Annotated in this window: 18 protein-coding genes; 10 read left to right on the top strand and 8 right to left on the bottom strand. The window is 56.5% G+C overall.

Annotated features, from left to right (window positions below; translation table 11 throughout):
• Positions 1 to 6 precede the first annotated feature (6 nt).
• A complete protein-coding gene (locus ACIQT8_RS17725; protein WP_400967748.1) occupies positions 7 to 465 on the bottom strand; it encodes an Lrp/AsnC family transcriptional regulator in 459 nt (152 codons plus the stop codon).
• A 127-nt stretch (positions 466 to 592) separates the two neighbouring features.
• On the opposite strand from ACIQT8_RS17725, the gene alr reads away from it, so the two are divergent.
• Positions 593 to 1,759: an alanine racemase gene (gene alr, locus ACIQT8_RS17720; RefSeq protein WP_400967745.1), complete on the top strand. Its 1,167-nt coding sequence runs from the start codon at positions 593 to 595 to the stop codon at positions 1,757 to 1,759.
• A 7-nt stretch (positions 1,760 to 1,766) separates the two neighbouring features.
• Positions 1,767 to 3,023, top strand: a complete 1,257-nt coding sequence (locus tag ACIQT8_RS17715; RefSeq protein ID WP_400967742.1) for a D-amino acid dehydrogenase — start codon at positions 1,767 to 1,769, stop codon at positions 3,021 to 3,023.
• Between the two features lie 58 nt (positions 3,024 to 3,081).
• On the opposite strand, the gene ACIQT8_RS17710 is transcribed toward ACIQT8_RS17715, so the two are convergent.
• The gene (locus ACIQT8_RS17710; RefSeq protein ID WP_400967739.1) at positions 3,082 to 3,792 is read right to left on the bottom strand and encodes a GntR family transcriptional regulator; all 711 of its coding nucleotides are present in this window, start codon (positions 3,790 to 3,792) and stop codon (positions 3,082 to 3,084) included.
• A 261-nt stretch (positions 3,793 to 4,053) separates the two neighbouring features.
• Between ACIQT8_RS17710 and ACIQT8_RS17705 the strand changes: the two genes are divergently transcribed.
• The 7 genes from ACIQT8_RS17705 (at position 4,054) to ACIQT8_RS17675 (ending at position 10,475) form a co-directional block, all read left to right on the top strand.
• The gene (locus tag ACIQT8_RS17705) at positions 4,054 to 5,139 is read left to right on the top strand and encodes an ABC transporter ATP-binding protein (protein ID WP_400967736.1); all 1,086 of its coding nucleotides are present in this window, start codon (positions 4,054 to 4,056) and stop codon (positions 5,137 to 5,139) included.
• 30 nt (positions 5,140 to 5,169) lie between these two features.
• Positions 5,170 to 6,459 (top strand): PotD/PotF family extracellular solute-binding protein, encoded by a 1,290-nt coding sequence (locus ACIQT8_RS17700; protein ID WP_138793355.1) that lies wholly within the window; start codon positions 5,170 to 5,172, stop codon positions 6,457 to 6,459.
• A gap of 84 nt (positions 6,460 to 6,543) precedes the next feature.
• Positions 6,544 to 7,455 carry an ABC transporter permease gene (locus ACIQT8_RS17695; RefSeq protein ID WP_400967732.1) on the top strand — a complete coding sequence of 304 codons (912 nt, stop codon included), beginning with the start codon at positions 6,544 to 6,546 and terminating at the stop codon, positions 7,453 to 7,455.
• Between the two features lie 3 nt (positions 7,456 to 7,458).
• On the top strand, positions 7,459 to 8,277 hold the full coding sequence (locus ACIQT8_RS17690; protein WP_138793357.1) for an ABC transporter permease: 819 nt from the start codon (positions 7,459 to 7,461) through the stop codon (positions 8,275 to 8,277).
• An 11-nt stretch (positions 8,278 to 8,288) separates the two neighbouring features.
• Complete coding sequence (locus tag ACIQT8_RS17685; protein ID WP_400967728.1) at positions 8,289 to 9,035, top strand: aspartate/glutamate racemase family protein; 747 nt, start codon at positions 8,289 to 8,291, stop codon at positions 9,033 to 9,035.
• Positions 9,032 to 9,862, top strand: coding sequence for a GNAT family N-acetyltransferase (locus ACIQT8_RS17680; protein ID WP_400967725.1), 831 nt, complete (start codon positions 9,032 to 9,034; stop codon positions 9,860 to 9,862). The genes ACIQT8_RS17685 and ACIQT8_RS17680 overlap by 4 nt, the downstream gene beginning before the upstream one ends.
• A 124-nt stretch (positions 9,863 to 9,986) precedes the next feature.
• Entirely contained in the window at positions 9,987 to 10,475 is a 489-nt protein-coding gene (locus tag ACIQT8_RS17675; protein ID WP_400967722.1) for a BA14K family protein, read from the top strand.
• A gap of 61 nt (positions 10,476 to 10,536) precedes the next feature.
• Here the strand turns inward: ACIQT8_RS17675 and ACIQT8_RS17670 are convergent, their stop codons facing one another.
• Together ACIQT8_RS17670 and ACIQT8_RS17665 are read right to left on the bottom strand one after the other, a co-directional pair.
• Positions 10,537 to 11,901, bottom strand: coding sequence for a sigma-54-dependent transcriptional regulator (locus ACIQT8_RS17670; RefSeq protein ID WP_400968063.1), 1,365 nt, complete (start codon positions 11,899 to 11,901; stop codon positions 10,537 to 10,539).
• A 1-nt stretch (position 11,902) separates the two neighbouring features.
• A complete protein-coding gene (locus ACIQT8_RS17665) occupies positions 11,903 to 13,741 on the bottom strand; it encodes an ATP-binding protein (RefSeq protein ID WP_400967719.1) in 1,839 nt (612 codons plus the stop codon).
• A 237-nt stretch (positions 13,742 to 13,978) separates the two neighbouring features.
• Here ACIQT8_RS17665 and ACIQT8_RS17660 point away from each other — a divergent pair, with 237 nt between their 5' ends.
• Complete coding sequence (locus ACIQT8_RS17660; protein WP_262528356.1) at positions 13,979 to 15,325, top strand: dicarboxylate/amino acid:cation symporter; 1,347 nt, start codon at positions 13,979 to 13,981, stop codon at positions 15,323 to 15,325.
• Positions 15,326 to 15,436: 111 nt separating this feature from the next.
• On the opposite strand, the gene ACIQT8_RS17655 is transcribed toward ACIQT8_RS17660, so the two are convergent.
• From ACIQT8_RS17655 to ACIQT8_RS17640, 4 genes are read right to left on the bottom strand one after another with little or no spacing between them, the layout of a single operon-like run.
• Positions 15,437 to 17,263, bottom strand: coding sequence for an ABC transporter ATP-binding protein (locus tag ACIQT8_RS17655; protein WP_400967716.1), 1,827 nt, complete (start codon positions 17,261 to 17,263; stop codon positions 15,437 to 15,439).
• Between the two features lie 3 nt (positions 17,264 to 17,266).
• Positions 17,267 to 19,051 (bottom strand): gamma-glutamyltransferase family protein, encoded by a 1,785-nt coding sequence (locus ACIQT8_RS17650; RefSeq protein WP_400967713.1) that lies wholly within the window; start codon positions 19,049 to 19,051, stop codon positions 17,267 to 17,269.
• A gap of 19 nt (positions 19,052 to 19,070) precedes the next feature.
• On the bottom strand, positions 19,071 to 19,946 hold the full coding sequence (locus ACIQT8_RS17645) for an ABC transporter permease (RefSeq protein ID WP_400967710.1): 876 nt from the start codon (positions 19,944 to 19,946) through the stop codon (positions 19,071 to 19,073).
• Complete coding sequence (locus tag ACIQT8_RS17640; protein WP_400967707.1) at positions 19,943 to 20,890, bottom strand: ABC transporter permease; 948 nt, start codon at positions 20,888 to 20,890, stop codon at positions 19,943 to 19,945. Before ACIQT8_RS17640 ends, ACIQT8_RS17645 begins: the two co-directional genes overlap by 4 nt.
• Positions 20,891 to 20,899: the final 9 nt, after the last annotated feature.

Below are 20,899 nucleotides of genomic sequence, written 5' to 3'. Positions count from 1 at the left end.
TGATCGTCATCTTGGCTTCGGTGTTGCGAGCACGTTGCGAATGGCAAAGCTTGAATGAATGCGCGAAACGCCCGGCAACTTCGAGAGGATTTCCTTGTGAATCCGTTCGAAGTCACCGGCGCTTTCCGCCTCGCAGCGCAAAAAATAGTCAGATCCGCCGGTCATCAGATAACATTCACGTATTTCCGGATAGCGGCGCACGGCATGTTCAAAACGGTTGAGATAGTCCTCGGTCTGACGATCGAGGGTAATCTGAACGATAACCGAGATGACCTCGCCTCCCGCAAGCCCGCTCGTCAGTGCGGTATAGCCACGAATGATACCTTCGCGTTCGAGAATATCGACGCGACGCAGGCAGGCTGAAGCGGAGAGCCCAACCTCTGATGCGAGCTTGGCGTTGCTGATACGGGCATTCAGCCGAAGCAGACGAATGATGTGGCGATCGGTAGCATCGAGTACGGACATAGATCGTTCCAATTTTTCGACTAAAATTGCGCGTATCCATCATCATTCGCATTTTATTCCGTTAATTACCAAGAAATTCGACAATCGTTGCAATACCCTCTTCCTATAATAATGAGGGTGAACAACCATGGACATGCAGATCAGCCGCCAACAGGCCGCCGGTGGAGCGAGTGGGTATCTGACGATCGACCTCGGCGCCCTACAGGATAACTATCTGGCACTTTGCGCGATGGCGCCTGAGGCACTTACTGCAGCCGTTGTGAAGGCCGATGCTTATGGGCTCGGGGCCGAAACCGTTTCAAGCGTGCTCTACGATGCCGGATGCCGGAACTTCTTCACCGCCCACATTGATGAGGCACTTTCCCTTCGATTGCGCATTGCTTCGGACGCTCGAATATTCGTCCTGAATGGCCTTCAGCCCGGAAACGAGGTGTCCTGTGTCGAAATGGATGTCATCCCTGTGCTCAATTCGCTTGAGCAAGTCACGCAATGGTCGACGCTTGCAGAAAGGCAGGGCGTCCCCCTTCCCGCAGCATTGCAGATCGATACGGGCATGAGCCGGCTTGGCCTGTCGGCCAATGAACTCGCACTCCTCCTGTCAAATCCAAAGCTGCTGGAGAACATCGAAATCCAGTTTGTGATGAGCCATCTCGCCTGTGCCGACGAGCCGGAACATCAGGCAAACGTCGCACAGCTTGCCGTGATGCACGAAGCCTCAGCCTCGTTCCCGCACGCACCCATCTGCTTTTCTAACTCGGGTGGCATCTTTCTGGGCGCCGGTTACCACCATCAACTTATGCGGCCTGGTATCGCCCTATATGGCGGAGCCCCATCCTCGGCCCGACCCAACCCGATGAAACCAGTCGTAAAACTGGACATCGCAGTCATCCAAACCCGAACAGTTTCCACAGGCTCGCTGGTGGGCTATGGCGGCTCATACCGCGTCGAGACGCAAAAGCGCCTCGCGACGATTGCGGCCGGCTATGCCGATGGTCTTCCCCGTTCGCTCAGCAACAGCGGCGCGGTATGGTTCAACGGCGTCCGCCTGCCCATTATCGGCCGTGTATCGATGGACAGCATCATTGTCGACATTTCTGCTCTGCCAGAAGGGACATTGACGCAAGGCAGTCTGGTGCAGATGATTGGCCCTGACCAGACGCTTGAAGACATTGCCGCGGCTGCGGGCACCATCGCCTACGAAATCCTGACCGGCCTCGGACGCCGCTACCGCCGACATTATATTCAGCCGCGCTCGAGCGCAGCCTCTGCTTCAACGACAACAAAAGACAAGTGAGACGATCATGAACGTCACAATTCTGGGAGCCGGCGTTGTCGGCGTGACCTCCGCCTGGTACCTGGCAAAGGCGGGCCACAAGGTAACGGTAATCGATCGCCAGCCGGCGGCAGCACTGGAGACAAGCTTCGCAAATGCAGGCGAGGTTTCCCCGGGCTATTCTTCTCCCTGGGCAGCACCTGGCATTCCGGTCAAGGCGATGAAGTGGCTGTTCATGAAACATGCCCCCCTTATCATTCGCCCGACAACAGACCCTGCCGCATGGCGCTGGATGACCCAGATGCTGCGGAACTGCACATCAGCACGATATGCAATCAACAAGAGCCGGATGGTCCGCATTGCGGAATATAGCCGCGATTGCCTGATGGCATTGCGTGACGAGACGGGCATCCAGTACGACCAGCGCATGCAGGGAACACTGGAGGTTTTCCGCACCCAGAAGCAATTCGATGCTATCGGAAAGGATGTCGATGTTCTGACAGCTGGCGGCGTGCCTTTCGAAATTCTCGACCGGGATGGCTGCGCTGCGATCGAGCCCGGACTTTCGCCTGCGAAGGACAAGATTGTCGGTGGATTGCGCTTGCCCGGCGATGAAACCGGCGACTGCTTCATGTTCACGACAGAACTTGCCCGGATGGCCGAAGAGGCGGGCGTCACCTTCATCTACGATACGGGTGTCATGCGCCCCATCGTTGAAGCAAACCGTATAAAGGCAGTGGAGACCACAAAAGGGCTGATCGAGGCCGATGTCTTCGTCGCAGCACTTGGCAGCTATTCACCTCAGTTCGTTCGCCAGCTTGGGCTCGACCTGCCAGTCTATCCGGTGAAAGGCTATTCCATCACCGTGCCGGTCGTGAAAGAGGAACGGGCCCCGGTTTCGACCGTCATGGATGAAACATTCAAGGTTGCCATTACACGCCTCGGCTCACGCATCCGTGTCGGCGGGATGGCGGAGATTGCCGGGTTCAGCAAGGATCTGCCGGCCGTCCGGAAAGAAACGCTAACTCATTCGGTTGAGGACCTTTTTGGTGGCGCAGGCGATCAGGCACAAGCAAAATTCTGGTGTGGACTTCGCCCGATGACACCTGATGGTACGCCCGTTATCGGAGCGACGCGCTACGACAACCTCTATCTCAACACCGGTCACGGCACGCTCGGCTGGACAATGTCGTGCGGTTCCGCCCGGGTATTGTCCGACCTCATCAGCGGCGAGAAGCCGGAAATCGACACGCACGATCTTGCGATCAGTCGCTATGCGGCATGATTGAGCGTTAAGCCAGAGCTTGTGGCATCCTCGGGTTCATTCCGAGGATGACATCAGTCTAGAGCGCCAGCGCATCCTTGAGTGCGAGACCCTCCTTCATGCGGAGGTCAAGATCTGCCTCGATGTGGTCGATATGATGCAGCATCAATGAGCGGGCTTTTTCCACATCGCCTGTTTCAAGTGCGTCAAGTAGATCAGCATGGTCATTGTGTCCGCAGCTCGAAACGCCTGATCGGCCGTAAAGCGCAATGACAAGAGACGAGCGTGCAACCAGCTCGTCCATGAATTTCGCAAGGATCGCGTTGCCGGAAATTTCAGCCAGCATCAGATGAAAATCGCCGGACGCCTTGATTTCCGCTCGTCTGGCGCTTGGCCCGCGCTCGTGCTGATGCCGCGTTTCTTCCATCAGGTGATCTTTGAGCCGCTTGACCGCGACAGGCGTCAACCGCTCGATGGCAGCATCGACAATTCCCGGCTCGATTAGTCTGCGCGCCGCAAAAACCTGCCTTGCCTCGTCGGGTGTTGGATTGGATACGAATGCACCACGGTTGCGCTCAGCGCGAACCAGGCCCTCGAAGGCGAGCATTTGGAGGGCTGCACGCACCACTGTTCGACTGACGTCGAACAGCGTTCCAACTTCTGACTCAGACAATTTTGTTCCAGGCGCGAGCCGCCGATCAACGATGGCATCACGCAAAGTGTCGCGGATGGCCTGTGCACGGTCTTCCTGTGTCGGATCTGATGGTGGGGCAATCTGGGCGAGGCTCATTGGTTCGTCCTGTTTCCCCTCTGTTCTAACGCGAAGCGTGCGCGGCGCAAACAGGAATCGTCCAGTCATCGTGGAATTTATTGTATACAATTTTGTGCACTCGTGAAAACGAAAGCGCGTTTTTTGTGCATGCAACCCTCCATGAGAATGCGCCCTCTGTTTCCGCAAAAAATTAAGTCTTGGAATTCCATGGCCTTAGCGCGCGGAAAGCGAACTGGCACGACTTATGCAACGCATGAGCCGATCAAAAGAGGGAAATGCATGAGCAAGGCCGCTGAAATCGACATCGCTTCCGTTTCCAAGATCTATGGCACAACGACTGCGGTCCATGCCATCAGCCTTAAGATACCGGCGGGTAGTTATTGCTGCCTGCTTGGTCCGTCGGGGTGTGGCAAGACCTCCACGTTACGGATGATTGCCGGCCATGAAAGCATATCCAGTGGCGATGTCAGGCTCGGCAATACGGTGGTTACGGACCTGCCTCCTGCCAAACGCGGCACCGCGATGATGTTCCAGTCCTATGCGCTCTTCCCGCACCTTGATCTCGTCGACAACGTCGCCTTCAGCCTCAAGATGAAGGGGATGGATAAGGAAACGCGTCGCAGCAAGGCACTCGACATGCTCAAACTGATGCAGTTGGAGCCCTATGCAAGCCGCCGCCCCGCCCAACTGTCAGGCGGGCAGCAGCAGCGTGTGGCATTGGCACGTGCTTTGATCACTGATCCGGAAGCGCTGTTGCTGGACGAGCCACTCTCGGCACTCGATCCGTTTCTGAAAATCCGCATGCGGGCCGAACTCAAGAAGCTGCAAACGTCTCTCGGCATCACCTTCGTTCACGTCACCCACAGCCAGGAAGAAGCCATGGCGTTGGCCGATATCATCGTTGTCATGAACGACGGTCGTATTGAACAGGCTGCTACACCACGCGAGGTTTTCGAGCGACCGGCGACAGCGTTTGTTGCCCGTTTCATGGGCGACCACAACGTCATTTCCGGCCGTCTTAAGGACAACGACGGCGAGCTCGTGACGATGGAGGTTGCGGGCGGAGGAACCTTCGTCGGTAATGGCCTTGTCCCGAATGGTGACCGCATGGATATCGCCGTCAGGACTGACCGTGTGCGTGTCGGCGAACCTGAAAAACCCGGTCTTGGCTTCACCGGCATCGTGTCCAACGTCGAGTATCGCGGCGGTAGCGTCAAGATTGCGGTGACCGGCGCAGGTATTGAAGACTTCAACGTCATTTTGAGCGATGTCGCTTTTTTCGAGGCGCCGGTGAAGGTCGGCGACGCGATCCCGCTCTCATGGAATACGACCGATGCCATTGTGCTCGGTCGCGTAGAGAAGTGACCCGAAAAATAACCAGAGGAGAACTTTGAAATGACCGACACTTCCAAAACCAAGGGCGGACTTTCCCGCCGCGGATTGCTTAAAGCGGGTGCTGCCGCAACCGGTGCAGCGATCGGTTCCGGCCTGATCACCGGCTTCCCGACCATCTGGGCGCAAAACCCGATCACGCTTCGCCAGTTCGGTACCGGCGTATCGAACCTCAATGCCATTGCCGAAAAGTGCAAGGCCGACCTTGGCATTACGCTTGAAATGACCGCGACAGATTCGGACGCAGCCGCTCAGCGCGCTGTCACTCAGCCAAATTCCTATGACATCGCCGATATCGAATACTGGATTTTGAAGAAGGTCTATCCGGCAGGCGTTATCCAGCCGATGGAAATCAAGAAGCTGAAATACTACGACAAGATCGTGCCGCTGTTTAAAACCGGCAAGCTGAAGCCCGACAGCGTCGTCGCGCAGGGCACAGCGCCGCACACGGTCGGGTTTGTCGAAAAGCCTGGCGACAAGTCTTTCGCGAAGGGCGAGACAGACTACTTCACCATGGTCCCAACTATCTATAATGCCGACACTCTCGGCATCCGCCCGGATCTTGTCGGCCGCGACATCACGAGCTGGGCCGATATCATGGACCCGAAGTTCAAGGGCAAGACGTCCATTCTGAACATCCCATCGATCGGCATCATGGACGCGGCGATGATCATGGAAGCCATGGGCAACATCAAATATGCCGACAAGGGCAACATGACGAAGGAAGAGATCGACAAGACGATCGATTTCCTCATCAAGGCCAAGAAGGACGGACAGTTCCGCGCCTTCTGGAAGAGCTTCGACGAAAGCGTCAATCTCATGTCGTCGGGCGAAGTCATCATCCAGTCCATGTGGTCGCCGGCTGTTGCAGCCGTTCGCTCCAAGGGCATCGCCTGCAAATACCAGCCACTGAAGGAGGGATATCGGTCCTGGGGTGGTGGCCTCGGTCTTGCCAAGCACCTCTCAGGCGCAAAGCTCGATGCAGCCTATGAATACATCAACTGGTATACATCCGGTTGGGTCGGTGCCTACCTCAACCGCCAAGGCTATTATTCCGCAGCCATGGAGACCGCTAAGGAGCACATGTCTGCTGACGAATGGGGCTACTGGGTCGAAGGAAAGCCCGCTCAGGGCGACATCGTTGCGCCCGACGGCAAGGTCATGGAAAAGGCCGGTGCGGTTCGCGATGGCGGCTCCTTCGAGGAGCGCATGGGCAAGGTGGCATGCTGGAACTCAGTCATGGACGAAGACCGCTACATGGTCCGCCGCTGGAATGAGTTCATCGCAGCCTGATCATAAAGGTTAGCAAGAAAACGGATGCGCGGCGAACTTACGCCGCGTATCTGGCCCAACCGGCCCTATTGCGGGAGATAAACCTTGGTGACAGTCAGATTCATCGGTGTGAGTGAAAAGAAGGATAGACCGGAGCGCGCTTTCGTGCTGCCGCAAAAACTGGTCTCCTATATTCAGGCGACACCGCTCTTCCTGATCCTCGGCTTTTTCCTGCTTCTGCCGATCATCATGATCGCTGTCGTCAGCTTCTGGGATTATGACTTCGCCCAGATGTATCCTGATTTCGTAACGTTCAATTACACGGAAACCATAGGGTCGTGGGTCACCTGGCAGACCTACATCAACACGCTCAAATTCGCGGCCATCGTTTGGGCAATCACGCTTTTTTGCGGTTTCTGGGTTGCCTATTTCCTTGCCTTCCATATTCGAACCACCACCATGCAGATGGTCCTGTTCCTGATCTGCACCGTCCCCTTTTTGACATCCAACATCATCCGGATGATCTCATGGATACCCGTGCTTGGCCGAAACGGGCTCGTAAACAGCGCGCTCGTCGGCACCGGCATCCTGCCAGCACCAATCGAATGGTTGCTCTATTCGGATTTCGCCGTCGTACTTGCGATGGTGCACCTTTATACGTTGTTCATGGTGACCCCGATTTTCAATACGCTGATGCGTATCGACAAATCGTTGATAGAGGCCGCACGGGACGCAGGCGCAAGCAGTTGGCAGATTCTGTCCAACGTCATCATTCCACTTGCCAAACCCGGAATGGCGATTGGGACCATTTTCGTGGTGACGCTCGTCATGGCGGATTTCTCAACCGTTCAGGTGATGTCCGGGGGACAAAGTGCGTCTGTAGCACTGATGATGAAGAACCAGATGTCTCTCCTTCAGTATCCTGCTGCCGCAGCTAACGCTGTCATTTTGCTCATCCTTGTCCTCCTGATGGTCGCGGGCATCCTGCGTATCGTCGACATCCGCAAGGAGCTCTGATCGATGCATTCCGAAAAACGTGGCCGCGAATTCTATATCCTGTCCTTCTTCTTCATTCTCTTTGTGCTGTTTCTCTACGGTCCACTCTCCGCGATCTTGATCCTCGCGTTTCAGGGACCGAACGGGGGCCTCACTTTCCCGCTCAACGGTGTTTCACTGCATTGGTTCGGCAACCTGTTTGAGCAGCAGGCCGTCGGTGATTTCGGCGGCTCCTTCCGTCGCTCGTTCGGGCTGGGCTTGATGGTTATGGTCGTAACTGTGCTTGTCTCGCTTCTCGCGGGCCTTGCCTTTCGTCGCAAGTTCATAGGCGCAACACCGCTCTTTTACCTCTCGGTCGCCAGCCTTGTCGTCCCGTCAATCATCATCTCTCTCGGCATTGGCGTGCTTTTCCAGCAACTTGGACTGGAACCGTCCTGGTATACATCAGCATTCGGCGCTCATCTCACCTGGACGTTGCCTTTCGGGGTCCTGATCATGCTTGCCGTATTCAACCGCTTTTCGCCCTCTTATGAAGAAGCTGCGCGCGACCTTGGAGCATCCTCCTGGCAGACATTCGCGCATGTTGTCTTGCCAATGATTGCGCCCAGCTTGATCGGTGTGGGACTATTCGGCTTTACCCTCTCCTACGACGAGTTTGCCCGAACATTGATGACATCTGGCACTTACAACACCCTTCCGCTCGAGATCTATGGCATGACGACAAACGTCACCACGCCAGTGCTTTATGCCCTTGGCGCGGTCACCACACTGTTTTCCTTCATCGTGATTGCCGCTACGCTCGGCCTTATCGTCTACATGAACCGCCGCCATTCACGCGGCTAAAGAAACGAAACATGCGCATTCTCGTCATCAATCCCAATACCACGCAATCCATGACGGCAACGATTGCCGATGCTGCGACGCGCGCGGCAAGCAACGACACCGAAATCCTGGCAGTAACCTCCACCATGGGGCCGGTCTCCATTGAGGGTTATTACGACGAGGTTTTCGCCATACCAGGCATGCTCATCGAAGTTGCAAAAGCCGAAAAGCTCGGGGCGAAAGCAGCTGTCATCGCGTGTTTCGACGACACAGGGCTCGATGCCGCACGCGCGCTAGCCACCATCCCGGTGATCGGGATCTGTGAAGCGGCCGTTGCAACAGCAGCGTTCATTGCCCAACGTTTTACCGTCGTTACAACCATGGAACGCTCAAGGCTTCCCGTTGAGCATCTCGTTCATCGCTACGGCATGGGAACGCGCGCCAAGGTCCGTGCAGCCGATATCCCGGTCCTTTCGCTCGAAGACCCCTCCTCCGACGCGATGCCTCGCCTGCGGGCCGAGATCGCAGCAGCGCTGTTGGAAGACAAGGCCGAAGCGATCGTGCTGGGTTGTGCTGGCATGGCCGATCTTGCTGCGAACCTTTCCAGAGAGTTTGGCGTGCCTGTGATCGATGGCGTTTCTGCAGCCGTCAGGCATGCAGAAACGCTTGTTTCGCTCGGCCTCTCCACCGCCAAACGCGGTGCATACGCCACCCCGATAGACAAGCCCTATAGAGGTTCGATGGAAGACTTCTCTCCATCACGGCTTTTGACCTCATGACTACAGAAATCCGTCGATTGACAGAGGAAGAAGCAAAGACGCTGATCGGCTGGGCAAAAAATGAAGGCTGGAACCCCGGTCTTTTCGACGCGGAACGCTTTTTCGCCTTCGACCCTGAGGGATTTATCGGCTGCATTGTCGATGGCGAACTTGCAGCCGCCATCTCTGCAATTTCCTATACCGATACTTTCGGCTTTATCGGCCTCTACATCTGCAGGCCCGACATGCGCGGCAAGGGCCTTGGGAAGCGGGTATGGGATGCCGGAATGGCGCGTCTCGCCGGCCATGTGATTGGCCTGGACGGCGTACCCGAACAGCAGGCGAACTATGCCACGATGGGGTTTATGCCAACCTACCGCACCTGGCGCTGGAGCGGCAGACTAAAGTCGGCACCGCAAATGAACACCATGGATCTCAGTGCCGATATGATCCCTGAGTTGATCGCTTTCGACCGCCATTTCTTTCCTGCTGATCGCAAGGGCTTCCTCCTCGAATGGATAAAGGCGCAGCACGTCACGGCTGTTGTTCGGAGCGAAGGTCAGATAAGCGCATACGGTGTTTTGCGAAGGTGCGTTGAAGGTTTCAAGATCGGGCCACTTTTTGCCGATCGGCTGGAGGATGCCATAACAATCCTCCATAGACTGGCGACGGAGGCTGGTGATGCGGTCATTCATATCGACGTGCCGGAGCCAGCCACCGACTTTACAGCCTTTCTGGAAAGTTGCGGCATGAGCCGTGGTTTTGTGACCGCCCGCATGTACAAAGGGACGCCACCAACTATTTCTACAGAGGGTCTATACGGCGTAACGTCCCTCGAACTGGGCTGAAACCCGTCAAAAACAACGCCTCAGCAGCGCCACAATTCGTTCAGCGAACATTCAGCCGGCAGACATTATTTCTTAACCATCGAATTGAAACAGGCAGCGATCTGCCATCTGGATGGAAAACAAAATGTCGTCCTTCGCAGCAAAAACCGTTCTCGCCATTGCGGTCGCCGCAGCAACCATCGTCCCTTTCAGCAGCGCCTCTGCCAATGACTGGGATCGCCGTGATCGTCGCGATGCAGCCGTTCTGGGCGGCGTTCTCGGGCTTGCCGCAGGCGTTGCGGTCGGTTCTGCCCTTTCTAACCGTGGTCCGGTCTACGACGAACCGGTTTATGTCGATCCTCCGGTTCGCCGCTACGCAGCACCTCAGCCGGTCTATGACAGCTACGAGGAACCCGACTATCGTTATTACCGCCCCCAGCCCCAGCCGGCCTATCGCGCCCAACCTGTTTACGACAACCGTCCCGTCTATGACCAGCGTCCGGTCTACCGCACGATCGAACCCTGGACGAACGCCTGGTATGACTACTGCTCGCAGCGTTATAGGAGCTTCAACTCCCGCACCGGCACCTATGTCGGTTATGACGGCCAGAGCCACTTCTGTGTCGCGGGCTGATTAGCGACCACGACCACACCGAATTCAAAAGAGCTGTCAGCAGCAATGTTGACGGCTCTTTTCATGCGGTGGTATTTTTCACGTAGTCTGTCCGACTGATGCCGTGCCGTTGGAGCTTGTCGTAAAACGTCTTGCGGGCGATACCAAGCGCAGCGATCGTCTCGGCAACATCGCCATTCGCCTGTTCCAGAGTTTCGCGGATCAGACGAGCCTCGAGCTCATCCATCCGCTCCGGCAACGTTGCTGAGGACTTTTCCGTAAGCGGCACATCAACCTGGCTTGTCGTGCCCGTCTCCAGGCCGAGCACCACCCTTTCCGCAAAATGGCCGAGTTCGCGCACGTTTCCGGGCCAGTCATGTTCGTTGAGATAACGCGATACAGCCGATCCGATCTGTGGAACGGCGACGTTGAAACGATTGGCGGCCTTTGCGACGAAATGGGAAAAAAGTAGCGGGATATCCGGTCTTCGTTCGCGCAAAGGCGGGATCGAGAGTGTGACGACATTCAGACGATAATAGAGGTCCTCGCGAAAGGTACCACGCTGTTCCGGATCGCCAAGATCAATCTTCGCTGCAGCCACAACGCGGATATCAATCGGCCTTTCGTCATTGGATCCAAGTGGCGAAACCTCCCGCATTTCCAGCACGCGCAGCATTTTCACCTGCACGGCGGGGGGCATGCTCTCGATCTCGTCGAGGAAGAGAGTACCTCCGCTGGAATGTTCGATACGCCCTACACGCTTTTTCTGGGCACCGGTGAAAGCACCCGCCTCATGGCCGAAAAGCTCGCTTTCAATAACAGTTTCGGGGAGCGCGCCGCAGTTGAGCGCGACGAAATTGCCCTTGGAGCGCCTTTTACTCCAGCGATGAAGCGCTGTTGCCACCACTTCCTTGCCACTGCCAGTTTCGCCCGCAACCAGCACATCGACATCGGTGTCGGCAATGTGTCGAAGTGTCAGACGCAACCGCTCCATGGCGGGTGTCTGCCCGATGAGCGGCAAATCGTCCTCCGCCTGAGCGGCTGCACGACGCAATGAGCGGTTTTCCAGGACAAGCCGTCGTTTTTCCAGCGCGCGACGGGCACTCTCAACCATACGCTCTGCCGGAAATGGCTTTGCAATGAAATCATAGGCACCGTTATGGAGCGCATCGACAGCCATGGGCACGTCGCCATGTCCTGTTATCAGAATGACCGGGAGATCGGCATCAATCCTGCGAACCTTTTCGAAAAATTCGAGCCCTGTCATGCCAGGCATGCGGACATCGGTAATGATGATCCCGTCGAAATCCTCCCGCAAAGCGTCAAGTGCCTGTTCGGCTCGCGGAAATGCGTTGACCGCAAGGCCGTCAAGCTCCAACGTCTGCACCATCGCTTTGCGCAATTGGGAATCGTCGTCCACGAGAAAGATGGTTCCACTGGCCATGATGTCACGCTCGCTTCAGAAAAACGGAAAAACAGGTGCCGCTAAGGCTGCTTTCAACACTGATATGTCCTCCATAGTCGGAGGCTATATCGTTGGAAATAACCAGTCCAAGACCAAGGCCACTTTCCTTCGACGTGTTGAAGGGTGAAAAAAGTTGCTTGCGGATGTCCTCGGGGATGCCGGTGCCATTGTCAGCAATGCTCAGGACAACCATGTCCCCTTGCTCGGCGACACGTACGTCAACTCGAGCATTATCAATGCTTTCAGTCGCTTCCAGAGCATTCTGCAGAAGATTGATGAGGATCTGCTCCAGGCGGATACGACTGCCAAGGACCGTCAGGGCCCGATCGGGCAGGACGATATCAAGGGCGTCCATCCGGCCGGAAAAGCGACTGCGCAGCAACATCACTGCGCCTTCGATCACGAGCCTCAAGATGACCGGTTCGGCGGCTGTCCGGCCCTTGCGCGCAAGGATTTTGAGGTCTCCGGTTATGGTCCCGATACGCTCCGTCAATGACGCAATGTTTTCGAGATTTTCGGTGGCTTCAGCCATGCGATCCCGTTTCAGGAGAGTGCGGGCATTGTCTGCGAAGGCACGGATTGTCGCGACCGGCTGGTTGATTTCATGTGCCACCCCCGCAGCCACCTGCCCAAGAATAGACAGCCGGTTTGCCTGCACCAATTCGTGCTGTACACTTCGCAATTCACCGGTTGTCTTCTCGTGCAGGGCGATTTCAGCTTGCAGGTGGTCGCGTGTCTTCGTCAGATCGCGCGTGCGCTCCTGAACCTTCAGCTCGAGATCAGCGCGAGCGTGCTGCTCCTCTTCTTTTTCCCTCAACGATTTCTGCCGGCGCCACAACCACAATGCGGAGAGCGCCATAAGCGGCATCAGTGTTGCGACGGCAATGACCCTCCCTTCACGAACCGCTGCTGCAATTGCGGGGGCTACCGGTTGGAGATAGTGAAGCGTCCATGCCGTCGTAGGCACCGGCATTTCCAGCCTCAGATAGGCACCCCGTTCCTTGACGGGATCGTCAACATGAAACAGTGGCAAGTTGTCGAATGCGGTTCTGATTTTACGCAGTGGCATCAGCGACAGCGTTTCGCTACCGAACTGCAAGCTTTCAGAAATCTCCCTTCGACGGCTCTCGCTTATCGACGCGATGGTTTTGAAACGCCAGTTCGGTACACTTGTCATCAGCACCACACCGTCCCTGTCGACGACGTAAACCGGTTTACCGCCGATGTTCCAGTCCGTTTCAAGCCGATTGAATTCAACCTTGGCAATGACAACGCCCAGAGCCCGCCCGTCCGCCGCGTCGATGCGTCGGGAAATGTAAAGGCCCGGCCTGCGGCTGACATTGCCAAGCGCGTAGTGTTCGGACATGCCATTTTTCATGGCACCCTGGAAATATTCGCGGAACGCGTAAACGGAGCCAACGAAACTTTCCGGCAAACGCCAGTTGCTGGATGCGATGGTAAGGCCATCCGGGCCGGTCACATAGATCACGGACGATTGCGTTCCCTCAATCAGCCCTTCAAGCTTGCGGTTCAGGCGATCGACCGCTGCAGCTCCGCCGCCGTCCAGGGCGCTGGCAAGATCCGGATCACCCGACAAAACCAACGGAATGGCACGCGGTCGCTCCAGCGCCACATTCAGGAGAGCTATTTTGAGCTCCGCATCCGTCGATGCTTCGGATGCGGCCGTCTTCATGGCCCGCGATCGCGCCAATTCATCGGCTGCCAACAATATCCCGAGACTAGCAAGCAACCACAAACCCGCCAGCGCCAACCATTGTGCGCGCCGCCTTGATTGCGATCCCTGTGTTTGCGTCTTGTTCATCCCAACATTGTGTGGATTTCCGCACAAAATACAAGTCGCCATGTCCGGAATTCTATACTGAATAGTACCTACCTAAATACGCGTCCAAAAAAATAATATTTTAAATCAGGCCGTTATGGCGATTTCGCAGATCTGGCATGCATATTGCTCATGACTCCTCAATCGGCTTCGAGCCGTCAACGTCGCGGCAAACCCGGGAGGCCAATCAGGGCAGGGTTAGGCCGAGGAGGAACAGACATGATCGATACGACAGCCGTGGCCGCAGGCCACGCCAAGCAGCCTTTTTACAAGCACCTGTATTTCCAGGTTCTGGTTGCCATCATAGCCGGCATTGCACTTGGCCATTTCTACCCAGCTTTCGGCGAAGAGCTGAAGCCACTCGGGGATGGCTTCATCCGCCTGGTCAAGATGATTATTGCGCCGGTCATCTTCCTGACCGTGGCGACCGGCATCGCCGGCATGAATGACATGAAGAAAGTTGGTCGCGTCGCCGGCAAGGCGATGATCTACTTCCTTGTCTTCTCCACGCTCGCGCTGATCGTCGGCCTCATCGTGGCCAATACGGTCCAACCTGGCGCCGGCATGAACATTGATCCGGCAACGCTGGATGCCAAGGCCGTTGCAACCTATGCCGACAAGGCACATGAACAGACGATCACGGGCTTCCTCATGAACATCATCCCGACCACCATCGTTGGTGCGTTCGCAAGTGGTGACATTCTTCAGGTTCTGTTCTTCTCGGTTCTGTTCGGCATCGCACTCGGTATCGTCGGCGAGAAAGGTCAGCCGGTCGTCGACTTCATGCACGCCCTGATGTATCCGATCTTCAAGCTTGTCGCGATCCTGATGAAGGCTGCCCCGATCGGTGCATTCGGCGCCATGGCGTTCACCATCGGCAAATACGGCATTTCGTCCGTTACCAATCTGGCGATGCTGATCGGAACATTCTACGTCACCTCCTTCCTGTTCGTGTTCGTGGTCCTCGGTGCCGTTTGCCGCTACAATGGTTTCTCGATCCTGGCGCTTATCCGCTACATCAAGGAAGAATTGCTTCTCGTTCTCGGCACATCGTCGTCCGAGGCCGCCCTTCCGGGCCTTATGAGCAAAATGGAAAAGGCAGGCTGCAAACGTTCTGTCGTCGGCCTTGTCATCCCGACCGGTTACTCCTTCAACCTTGATGGCACCAATATCTACATGACCCTCGCAGCACTCTTTATCGCGCAAGCGACGGGCATCGACCTGTCCTTTGGCGAACAGATCCTGCTGCTTCTCGTAGCGATGCTCAGCTCCAAGGGTGCCGCGGGCATTACCGGCGCGGGCTTCATCACCCTCGCCGCTACGCTGTCCGTGGTTCCTTCCGTTCCGGTTGCCGGCATGGCACTCATTCTCGGCATCGACCGCTTCATGTCTGAATGCCGCGCGCTCACCAACTTTGTTGGCAACGCAGTCGCCACCATCGTCGTTGCCCGCTGGGAAGGCGAACTCGATCAGGCGCAGCTCGCCCGCGTTCTGAGCGGCGAGGAAAACGTATCCGGGATCGCGGATGTGGATGCCGTTCCGGCATCGGCACAGCCCGCGGAATAAAAAGAACAAGACCTCCCAGGGTCCCGCCTGTTTCGGATTTCCGTGCAGGCAAACTAGAAAGCCGGAGCATCGATTTGATGCTCCGGCTTTTTTATTTCAGACGTCTATGGATCACGCCAATACCATGTGTCCGGGCGAAACTTCACGGTACTGTCGCGCCGGAGGCACGTAACCGACAGGGCGCACAGGACTTTTAAGTTCGTCAATCGCGGTATTGCGACGAATGCCACGGCGGGCAGGATCGGGCACAGGCACCGCCGCCATCAGCTTTTTCGTGTAGGAATGCTGCGGATTGGCGAAGATTGCTGCGCGCGGACCGATCTCGACGATTTCGCCGAGGTACATGACCGCAACGCGATGACTTACCCGTTCGACGACGGCCATGTCATGGCTGATGAACAGGAAGGCGATCTTGAACTGTTCCTGGAGATCCATCAGCAGATTACAGACCTGCGCCTTGATCGAGACGTCGAGCGCCGAAACGCTCTCATCGGCAACAATCACCTTCGGGTTCAACGCCAGAGCACGCGCGATGGCAACGCGCTGACGTTGGCCACCCGAGAATTCATGTGGGTATCGGTCCATCATCGTGCACGAAAGACCCACCCGCTCAAGAAGATCCTCGGTCTTCTTGCGTGCCTCAGAAGACGACGCGATGCGGTGTTTCACCATCGGTTCGGCAACGGCGGCACCGATCGTCATGCGTGGATTGAGGCTCGAAAACGGGTCTTGAAAGATCATTTGCACGCTACGGCGCATTGCCCTCAAACTTGCCTGATCGAGCTTGAGCACGTCGTAGCCGTCCAGGGAAATATCACCGGAACGCGGTTCGACGAGCCGCGTGATCGACCTGCCTGTGGTAGATTTACCGCAACCGGATTCACCCACCAGAGACAGCGTTTCGCCCTGAAAGAGATCAAAGCTGACATTTTCCACTGCATGCACTGCGCCCGTTATACGACCGAACAGACCAGAGCGGATCGAAAAACGGGTAACCAGATTACGGACCTGAAGAACCGGCGTTTTGCCACCCTCCACCGTATCGGGAAGTGCTGCGCTCTGACTGACGACACCGCTTGCCATGTCCACCTTGGGGAACCTCAATGGCAATACCTGACCATCCATAGAGCCAAGCTTTGGTACAGCCGCAAGCAGGGCGCGGGTATATGGGTGCTTTCCGCAATGAAAAATATCGGCCGTATCGCCTGTCTCCACCTGGTCGCCCCTAAACATCACGATCGTCCGGTCGGCAATTTCCGCGACAACGCCCATATCATGGGTAATGAAGAGGACAGCCATACCTTCCTCTTCCTGCAGTTGCTTGATGAGATCGAGAATCTGACCTTGGATCGTTACATCCAGTGCTGTCGTCGGCTCGTCGGCAATCAGGAGCTTCGGCCGCGACGCGAGCGCCATGGCGATCATGACACGTTGGCGCATACCACCGGAAAACTGGTGAGGATACTCCTCGAACCTTCCTGCAGCGTTTGGAATGCGCACCTTCTCCAAGAGCCTGATCGTTTCTGCTTTTGCCTGCGCCTTGTCCATGCCCTTGTGTCGAACCAGAACCTCAGAAATCTGCCGGCCTATCGTGAAGACAGGATTGAGCGACGTCATTGGCTCCTGAAAGATCATCGCGACGTCGTTGCCGCGCACATCGCGCATCTCGGCCTCTGAAAGAGATAGGATTTCCCTGCCATTCAGCTCTACCGCGCCTTCAATGCGACTGTTTCGTGGATCGAGGAGCCGCATGACTGATAGCGACGTAACACTTTTTCCCGAGCCGCTTTCACCGACAATCGCAACAGTTTCCCCAGCCCTCACGTCGAAGGACAGATTGCGCACTACGCTTTTCCATTCGCCGTCGACGCGGAAGGACGTCGTCAGATTGCGGACAGAAAGAACGTTTGCAGCCGATCGCGTTTGGCTTTCCTTCATATCTTACCTCCCGACTGCATAGGCTTGCATGAGGCGTGGCGTCGCGGCGGCCCTCAAGAGACCGTCGGCATCCCGCCGCGCCGCTGTCAGACGGCCAACGGTCCAAGAATCGGCAACGGAAATGTCGTGGCCACGCTCGCGTAACTCCTGCAATGCATCTTCCCCGATGCTCTTTTCGATCATCACATTTCCGGGCTGCCGGGTGCGCGGATAAAACGAGCCGGGGAAGTGACTGGTATGGAACAGCGGCAGGTCAATGGCTTCCTGAAGGTTGAGGCCGAAATGCGCGTAACGCAGGAAGAACGAAAGTTGCCACTGGTCCTGCTGGTCACCGCCCGGCGTGCCGAATGCGAGTGTCGGGCGCCCCTCAAAAAGGGCAAGCGAAGGCGTCAACGTCGTGCGCGGACGCTTTCCCGGTGCAAGCGATGTCGGAAGTCCCGGTTTCAGCCAGAACATCTGTGCACGAGAATTGAGGCAGAAGCCAAGACCTGGCACGATCGGCGAGGACTGCAACCAGCCACCCGATGGCGTGACCGAAACCATGTTGCCCTCCCGATCGATCACATCGATATGCACGGTATCTCCACGCTTTTCCGTCAAATGCGACATCGTGGGCTCATAGACCGCACCGGTGCCTGCCATCGCGTTCAGCATTTCCATAGTGAGATCGCGCTGCTGCTCCATCCCCGGAAGCACGCCTGGCCTCAGCTCCATAGACGCCTTGTCAGTGATAAGCTTGCGGCGCTCGTCGTTGTAGGCGTCCGAGAGGAGCGTTTCGACAGGAACCTGCGCAAACTCAGGATCACCGTAATAGACCTCGCGATCCGCGTATGAGAGCTTCATCGCCTCGACCACAGCGTGGACAAAGTCAGGACCGGCCGGGTCCATTTTGGCAATATCGATCCCCTTCAAAAGTGCCAGAGATTGAAGCAGAACCGGCCCCTGCCCCCATGGGCCCGTCTTTGCGATCGTCCAGCCATGATAATCGTACGTCGTCGGCTCTTCCACTGTCGCTTGCCAGCTCGCCATGTCGTCGGCGCTAAGTACCCCCTTGTGCCGCGTGCCGCTGGCATCCATCACTTCAGCCGTCGCAAGATAAGCGGCAATTTTTTCGGCCACAAAACCACGGTAAAAAGCATCGCGTGCGGCCTCGATTCCTGCCTCACGGCCCGACTTTGCTTCGGCCTCCTTGACGATGCGCTTCCAGGTCTCGGCAAGAACTGGATTTTTGAAGTTGGAGAGCGGTTGCGAGACGACGCCTCCCGGCACCCAGGTTTCGTAGGACGTCGGCCATTCCTTTTCAAAGAACTCTGCTAGCCCACCAATGGAGGCCGATACCCGCGCAAGCATTGGATGGCCGTTCTCGAGATAGTGGATCGCAGGCTCAAGTACCTCGCGAACGGTCATGCTGCCGTAGTCTCGCAGCATCAGCATCCAGCCATCGAACGCGCCGGGGATCACTGTCGAGAGCAGGCCATCACCCGGGATGATATCGATACCTTCGCTTTTGTAGTGCTCGATCGTCGCGCCTGCAGGCGCCGGCCCCTGCGCGCAGATGACCTCTACCTTATCCTTTTTCTTGGAATAGATGATCGCGGGCATGTCGCCGCCTGGACCATTGAGGTGCGGTTCAAGGACCTGCAGCACGAAACCGGTTGCCACCGCCGCATCGAATGCGTTGCCGCCTTTTTCAAGGATGCTCATACCGACCGCAGAAGCGATCCAGTGGGTGGAGGTTACGACACCAAACGTACCGAGGATCTCGGGGCGGGTTGTGAATGTGGTCATCTTTCTGTCCTTCGGTATATCAATGTTCACGTGGATCGAGGGCATCACGCAGACCGTCGCCCAGCAGATTAAAACCGATCACCACGAGGAAAATGGCAGCCCCTGGCCACATGGCCATCCAGGGTGCTTGTGAGAGAAAATTCTTGGCAACATTAAGCATGGAGCCCCAACTCGCGGCAGGCGCTTGTTGGCCTAGGCCAAGGAAAGAAAGGCTGGCTTCAGCAATGATCGCGGTAGCAACTGTCAATGTTGCCTGCACGATGATCGGAGGAACGATGTTGGGAAGGATGTATCGAAGCATGATGTCGCCATGGCCAAGCCCGATTGAACGTGCTCCCTCGATGTAGTCTTCTGTCTTGACGGCTAGAACCTGGGCGCGCGTCAGCCTGATGAAGATCGGCATGGCAGAGAGCCCGATGGCGATCATGGCGTTGGTCAGGCTCGGCCCAAGGAAGGCAGCCAGAGCAATCGCCATGATAAGGAACGGCATGGCGAGGAAAGCTTCGGTAATTCGAGAGATAATCTGATCGACCCAGCCGCCAAAATAGCCGGAGATCAGGCCAAATGGTACACCGGTCACAACCGCGATGGCGACCGAGATGACGCCTGCCATCAAAGACGCCTGTGCGCCCCAGATCATGCGCGAGAGGATGTCGCGGCCGATATCGTCGGTTCCCATCCAGTGAGCCGCAGACGGTGCTTTGCGGATTGCGCTCCAGCTTGTCGCGTAAGGGTCAGCCAGAGGCAGCAACGGGGCGGATACGGCAAGGAGGGCAAAAAATGCAATGATGATCAGCCCTGCGACAGCGCTTTTATTGCGCTTCATCTTCTTCCAGGCACGGCTTTCAGAGCGCTTTTTGTCGGGATTGGCAATCGCCTGCGCGGAAGCGTTCATAGTGCGGTCCTCATGCGCGGATTAAGTAGAACAGTGACGACGTCTGCCAGAAGGTTCATCAAGATGAAGCCGATCGCCGTACACAGCACCACACCCTGAACGACCGCATAATCGCGTGTGAAAACAGCATCGACGATGAGCTTTCCAAACCCGGGGATCGTGAATATCTGCTCCGTAAGAACCGCGCCTGCGAGCAATTCGCCGAAAAGAAGAGCAGAGAGCGTAATGATAGGTAGGAGAGCATTACGGAAAGAGTGGCTGAGAATGACCTGCCAGTTCGATAGTCCCTTTGCGCGCGCTGTACGGATATAATCGGATTTCATGACCGAAAGCATGGCGGAACGTGTGTGGCGCATCAGCGTTGCGGCCAAAGCGTTGCCCAGCACGAAAGAGGGCATGATCATCGTCTGGATCGACCGCACCGGGTCGACAAATATCGACTCGTAGCCGGATGCAGGCAACCAGCCGAGCTGCACTGACACCAGAAGGATCAGCATGATGCCGAGCCAGAAGTTTGGGATCGAAAGTCCCGATAGAGCGACGATGTTGGATACGTAGTCGATCCAGGTGTTCTGCTTCACGGCCGCCAGGATGCCGATCGGCACGCCGATCACCAGCGCGAAAAACATCGACATCACAGCAAGCTGGATTGTTACGGGCAATTTCTGCCCAATCAGTTCAAGCACCGGCTGGTTTGTTCTGAGAGAAATCCCGAAATCGCCCTGTACGACCGAGCCGAGCCAATAGAAATACTGATAGACGACGGGATCGTTCATTCGGTACTTTTCACGCAGCAGTTCGATGACCGCCGGATCGCGCTCTTCGCCCGCCATGGCCAGAATAGGGTCACCGGGCAGAAGTTTCTGGAGTGAAAAAACAAAAATCGAGATGATGAGCAGTGTAGGTATCGCTACCAGAAGCCGCTTGCCGATGTAGATATGCATGGAACTGAT

Source organism: Agrobacterium sp. NPDC090273 (assembly GCF_044772305.1).
GTDB lineage: Bacteria > Pseudomonadota > Alphaproteobacteria > Rhizobiales > Rhizobiaceae > Agrobacterium.
This window is presented reverse-complemented; position numbering and strand designations above follow the sequence as displayed.